Below are 6039 nucleotides of genomic sequence, written 5' to 3'. Positions count from 1 at the left end.
CAAGAGCCGCGTAGGTGGAGGTGCCAACTACCTTGACAGCCGTCGGACAAAATCTGCAAAAACAAAGCAGATGCATGGGACTGGCCATGGCACTTTACGCAAGCCAAAGAAAATCAACTCTCTGTGATTCCTTCAACAAATCTTGTCTCAAATATCGGATTCGGGCCCAGCGCGACCCACACAACTAACAAAAAACCACACAAAGCCGTTTCGAGATCTCTCTTCCTTTGAAACACCCAAAAACCTTAGCCCCAAGCTATGAGTGGGACAAAGATTTAATAAAACAACGTGAACCTAATGTATTATCTTCTAAAAAATTACACCGAGGACCGTGAAGCGTTTTATCAAAAGCTTCAATAGCGTACACCATATGCCATAAGGCACCAAAACTGAAGCTATTACGTACTATATCGGCCTGAAAAAAATGACGAACACTCGGAGCAGCCACTCTAAAGAAATAAAAAACGGCAAATATCCAGAAAGAGCCGTCCACATGCGTGGCTGCATAGCCCACAAGATTGTAAACAAAAAAAAAGACGCATCTCTAAATGAACGGAGAAACAGCCTAAAAAATGAACACTCTCTTCTTGTGCGCGCAGAGAAAAGTGGTGTCACGCCGCGGCCTCTGCGCTTCCGCGAAAACAGGAGGCACGCGATACTTTCAACCGAGCGTATTGAAGGGAAACATTACAGAGACATAAGCAGTTTGCGCAAATACTCTGGAATCGCCTTTTTTGAGTTAGGTGTGTCGGTTGCAAAGCTCAGCCTTACTGGAATTGTACATAATGATCTCAAATCCGAAAACATCATTTTCCTCCCTGTTCGGGGTTGCAAGATCATAGACCTTGACCAAGCACAGGAGGCCCCCCCTGGAAAAGCTCTACTGATGAATTTTTTTTACTTCCGACGGCGCGCAAGACCACCAAGAAACAGTTTTGTTTTCTTTGTTTACCAAGCACTAAAGCGGAACACATAAGAGCATGAAAAAAGCGCTTATTTCTGGGGCAACCGGACAAGATGGCAGCTACCTCGCTGAATTCCTGCTGTCCAAAGGCAACACATAGAGCTTTCCTGACAGGCCGTCAGAAGGGACGTACATGCATAAAACAGCTCTCATCACCGGCATCACGGGCCAAGACGGCAGCTACCTCGCCGAGTTCCTGCTGTCCAAAGGCTACGAGGTCCACGGGATCAAGCGCCGGGCGTCGTCGTTCAACACCGAGCGCGTGGACCACATCTACCAGGATCCGCACGAGACGGATCAACGCTTCATCCTGCATTACGGGGATTTAACCGACACCTCGAACCTGACGCGGATCCTGCAGGAGGTGCAGCCGGACGAGGTCTATAACCTCGCGGCGCAGAGCCATGTGGCGGTCAGCTTTGAGGCGCCGGAATACACGGCGGATGTCGACGCCTTGGGCACCCTGCGGCTGCTGGAGGCGATCCGCCTGCTCGGGTTTGAGCAGCGGACCCGCTTCTACCAGGCCTCGACCTCGGAACTCTACGGCCTGGTGCAGGAGACGCCGCAGAACGAGGCCACGCCGTTCTACCCGCGCAGCCCGTACGCCGCCGCGAAGCTCTACGCCTACTGGATCGTGGTCAACTACCGCGAGGCGTACGGCCTTTACGCCTGCAACGGCATCCTCTTCAACCACGAGTCGCCACGCCGGGGCGAGACGTTCGTCACGCGCAAGATCACCCGCGGCCTGGCCCATATCGCCCAGGGGCTCGATGAGCGCCTCTACCTGGGCAACCTGGACGCCCTGCGCGACTGGGGCCACGCGCGGGACTATGTGCGTATGCAGTGGCTGATGCTCCAGCAGGAGCAGCCCGATGACTTCGTCATCGCCACCGGGCAGCAGTGCTCAGTCCGCGAGTTCGTCCGCCTGAGCGCCCGGGAGCTGGGCATCGAGCTAGCGTTCCACGGCGAGGGTGCCGAGGAGTACGCCGTTGTAACCGCTGTCCATGGCGACGACGCCCCGAAGGTCGCGGTGGGCGATGTCATCGTCGAGGTCGATCCGCGCTACTTCCGCCCCACCGAGGTCGAGACCCTGCTCGGTGATCCCAGCAAGGCTCGCCGGGAGCTTGGCTGGGAGCCGGAGATCAGCCTCGAGACGATGATCCAGGAGATGGTCGACGAGGACCTGGACCAGGCCAAGCGCCACGCCCTGCTCAAGGGCCACGGCTACGACGTCCGCATCAGCCGGGAGTGATCCGATGAGCGAACGCCCGCAACGCATCTTCGTCGCCGGGCACAAGGGGATGGTGGGCGCTGCCCTCGCCCGCCGGCTGCAGGCCCAGGACGGCTACGAGGTCATCACCCGCGATCGCGCCGCCCTCGATCTGCGCGATCAGGCGCAGGTTGAGGCCTTCCTGCGCCAGGCGCAGATCGACGCTGTCTACCTGGCCGCCGCCCGGGTCGGCGGCATCCACGCCAACAACGCCTACCCCGCCGACTTCATCTACGACAACCTGGCCATTGCCACCAGCGTGATCCACGCCGCGCATCAGGCCGACGTCCAGCACCTGCTCTTCCTCGGCTCGTCGTGCATCTACCCGCGCGAGGCCGAGCAGCCGATGGCCGAGGAAGCGCTACTCACCGGGCCGCTGGAGCCGACCAACGAGCCGTACGCGGTGGCGAAGATCGCCGGGATCAAGCTCTGTGAGAGCTACAACCGCCAGCACGAGCGCGACTACCGCAGCGTCATGCCGACGAACCTCTACGGCCCCGGCGACAACTTCCATCCGGAGAACAGCCACGTCATCCCGGCCCTGCTTCGCCGCTTCCACGAGGCGAAGGAAGCGGGCGCGCCGGAGGTCACCATCTGGGGCAGCGGCTCGCCGCGCCGCGAGTTCCTGCACGTCAACGACCTCGCCGCCGCCTGCCAACACGTCATGGGGCTGCCGCGCGCCGAGTACGAGGCGCACACCGAGCCGCAGCGCAGCCACCTCAACGTCGGCACTGGGGTAGATCTCACCATTCGGGAGCTGGCCGAGACGATTCAGACGGTGGTCGGCTATGAGGGGCGGTTGTGCTTCGACACCAGTAAGCCGGACGGGGCGCCGCGCAAGCTCCTCGACGTCTCGCGGCTCCAGAGGCTCGGCTGGCAGGCGGAGATCCCCCTGCGCGAGGGGCTGGAGCAGACCTACAACTGGTACCGCCAGCACCGCGACGAGGCGCGCGGCTGAGCCGTGTGGCTACCCGCCGAGACGTTCCAGCAGGTGATCGCGGCTGCGCCGCTGGTCTCCATCGACCTGCTGATCCACGACGGCGCGGGTCGTTACCTGCTCGGGGAGCGTACCAACCCGCCGGCGCAGGGTTGGTGGTTCGTGCCCGGCGGACGGGTGCGCAAAGGCGAATCGCTGGACGAGGCGTTCCGCCGCGTGACGCAAGCCGAGCTCGGCCAGACGCTCGAGCGGGCGGACGCGGAGTTCCTTGGCGTCTACGAGCACTTCTACAGCGACTCGGCGCTGGATGAGCAGACGCCGACCCATTACGTGGTGCTGGCCTACCGCAGCGCGATGACGGACCTGCCGCAGGCGGCACCACCCGATGATCAGCACCGACAGGTGGGTTGGTGGCCGGCAGAGCGCATTCGCTTGGCCACCGACGTGCACCCCTACACCCAAGCCTATTTCCTGTGAGAACGATGTCGTCTTCCGATTGCCTAACCCTGCAGCCGGTGATCATGGCCGGCGGCTCCGGCACACGCCTGTGGCCGGCCTCCCGAGAGCTCTACCCGAAGCAGTTCCTGCCGCTGCTCGGCGAGGAGAGCATGCTGCAGCAGACGGTGCGGCGCCTGGAGGGGCTGCCCCACGCCACGCCGCTGTTCGTCTGCAACGAGGAGCACCGCTTCCTTGCCGCTGAGCAACTGCGCCAATGCGGGCTTGAGAGTGCCCCGCTGCTTCTCGAGCCCGAGGGGCGCAACACGGCGCCGGCCATCGCCCTCGCCGCGCTGCACTCGACCCGCAACGGCGATGACCCGTTACTGCTCGTCCTCGCCGCCGACCACGCCATGGATGACACAACCGCCTTCCAGGAAGCCGTGGACAAAGCAGCCGCGCTGGGTGCTGCGGGACAGCTGGTCACCTTCGGCGTCGTGCCAACGAGTGCCGAAACCGGCTACGGCTACATCGAGCAAGGTGCACCGTTGCCGACAGGCGGGTATGCGGTGCAGCGCTTTGTCGAGAAGCCGGACGCCACCACCGCCCAGCGTTACCTCGAAGACGGCGGTTTTCTCTGGAACAGCGGGATGTTCCTGTTCCGCGCCTCGACCTACATCGCGGAGTTGGAGCGGTTTGAGCCTGACGTACTAAACGCCTGCCGTCAGGCCCTGCCGGAGACATCGGCCGACGAATCGACGGACACCCTCTACCCCTTCCTGCGTGTCGACGCCGACGCATTCCGTCAAAGCCCAGATATCTCCGTCGACTACGCCCTGATGGAGCGCACCAAACATGCTGCGGTGGTGCCACTGGACGCCGGCTGGAGCGACGTCGGCTCCTGGTCAGCGCTCTGGGCGATCAGCGAGCAAAACCACGACGGCAACGTCACCCGGGGCGATGTCCTTACCGAAGGCGTTCAGAACAGCTTCATGGAGGCTGAGGACACCCTGCTCACCTGCTTAGGTGTAGAGAATCTGGTAGTAGTGGCCACCAAAGATGCCGTACTCGTAGCCGACCGCCACCGGGTGCAGGATGTTCGCAGCTTCGTACAAGAACTAAAACGCCAGGGGCGCAGCGAAAACGCCAACCACCGCGTCGTTTACCGCCCGTGGGGCTGTTACGAGTGCATCGACAACGGCCATCGCTACCAGGTCAAGCGCATCACCGTAAACCCCGGGGCGCGGCTCTCGCGGCAGCTCCACCACCATCGGGCTGAGCACTGGGTCGTGGTGCGGGGTACAGCTCAAGTTGAAAACGGCGAGCGCGAGTACTTGGTAACCGAGAATGAGTCGACTTTCATCCCAGTCGGGCAGGTTCATAGCCTTGAGAATCCCGGTGCCATTCCGCTGGAGCTTATAGAGGTGCAGTCGGGCAGTTATTTGGGGGAGGATGATATAGTGCGGCTGCACGATCCTTACAAACGGTAACTAACCAGAACTTCAAAAGAGCTCCAACTGCAGTATGATTATTCAGACTCTTGCTACTTGCCATAACCGAAAAGAAAAAACCCTCGCTTCGCTCGGCGACCTGCATCAGCAAGAAATCCCGGACAACGTCACCTTGCGGCATACCATTGTTGATGATGGATCGACTGATGGAACTTCCGAGGCGGTCAGCCATCACTTCCCTGACGTGGAGATCATCCAAGGTGAAGGGAACCTTTTCTGGGCAGGTGGTATGCGTTACGGCTGGGACCAGTCCGTCAAACACCGGCACTTTGACTACCTGTTCGTCTATAACGATGATGTGCGTTTGAATGCCAACGCCCTAAATCACCTCATCTCCACCTCAAGCGATTACCTGTCGGCTCATGGAACCCCGGCTCACGCAGTAACGGGCGCATTTACCGACAGCACAGGCGAGGCGACCACTTATAGCGGTGCCGTTAAAACCACATCCTGGCATCCTTTTCGCGTGCAACGGACTGAGCCGCCCGACACAGGATACAAGCTTGTCGACACAATGAATATGAACGGCGCGCTGCTTTCCAGCTCTGCCTTATTAACGGTCGGCTTTTTAAGCGACTTCTTCATTCATGGTGGAGCAGACTTTGAGTATGGCCTCAAGCTGAACAAAGCAGGCGGGAAAGTGCTCCTTGCATCGGGCCACATCGGCTCTTGCGATCGAAACAACACTAAAGGCACCGAGCTAGAGCCCGGAATCTCATTAGCGGAAAGCTATAGGCGGCTACTAAGCGCGAAGGGTCAGCCACCAATTCAGCGCCTCCACTACTGTAGAAAATATGCACCATGGTTTTGGCCTATTATTTGGGCGTCACCTTACGTCCAGTTACCTATTAGGCATAACCTGAACAAAATACGCCCTCGACGTATCAAGTGATGTTGGAGCTAGTTGGTCGGTCCTGAAAAA

General features: G+C 59.9%; 4 protein-coding genes and 1 pseudogene. All 5 read left to right on the top strand.

The features are described 5' to 3' along the window. Positions 1–980: 980 nt before the first annotated feature. The 5 genes and pseudogenes from gmd (at position 981) to LRF89_RS12740 (ending at position 6009) form a co-directional block, all read left to right on the top strand. Positions 981–2216, top strand: a pseudogene (gene gmd / locus LRF89_RS12760) (GDP-mannose 4,6-dehydratase). Positions 2217–2220: 4 nt separating this feature from the next. Beyond that, complete coding sequence (gene fcl / locus LRF89_RS12755; protein WP_238637303.1) at positions 2221–3192, top strand: GDP-L-fucose synthase; 972 nt, start codon at positions 2221–2223, stop codon at positions 3190–3192. A gap of 3 nt (positions 3193–3195) precedes the next feature. After that, positions 3196–3648 carry a GDP-mannose mannosyl hydrolase gene (locus tag LRF89_RS12750; protein WP_238637302.1) on the top strand — a complete coding sequence of 151 codons (453 nt, stop codon included), beginning with the start codon at positions 3196–3198 and terminating at the stop codon, positions 3646–3648. A 5-nt stretch (positions 3649–3653) separates the two neighbouring features. Then, positions 3654–5096 (top strand): mannose-1-phosphate guanylyltransferase/mannose-6-phosphate isomerase, encoded by a 1443-nt coding sequence (locus tag LRF89_RS12745; protein ID WP_238637301.1) that lies wholly within the window; start codon positions 3654–3656, stop codon positions 5094–5096. Positions 5097–5130: 34 nt separating this feature from the next. Further along, positions 5131–6009: a glycosyltransferase family 2 protein gene (locus LRF89_RS12740; protein ID WP_238637300.1), complete on the top strand. Its 879-nt coding sequence runs from the start codon at positions 5131–5133 to the stop codon at positions 6007–6009. Positions 6010–6039: the final 30 nt, after the last annotated feature.

This window comes from Halorhodospira sp. 9621 (assembly GCF_022228055.1).
Lineage (GTDB): Bacteria > Pseudomonadota > Gammaproteobacteria > Nitrococcales > Halorhodospiraceae > Halorhodospira > Halorhodospira halophila_A.
The sequence above is the reverse complement of the archived record's forward strand: the minus strand, read 5'-3'. Positions and strand labels throughout refer to the sequence as shown.

What these genes read in the sequence shown, in the direction of transcription:
- fcl (WP_238637303.1), top strand. Translation starts at nt 2,221, where the DNA reads ATGAGCGAACGCCCGCAACGCATCTTCGTCGCCGGGCACAAGGGGATG.
- LRF89_RS12745 (WP_238637301.1), top strand. Translation starts at nt 3,654, where the DNA reads ATGTCGTCTTCCGATTGCCTAACCCTGCAGCCGGTGATCATGGCCGGC.
- LRF89_RS12740 (WP_238637300.1), top strand. Translation starts at nt 5,131, where the DNA reads ATGATTATTCAGACTCTTGCTACTTGCCATAACCGAAAAGAAAAAACC.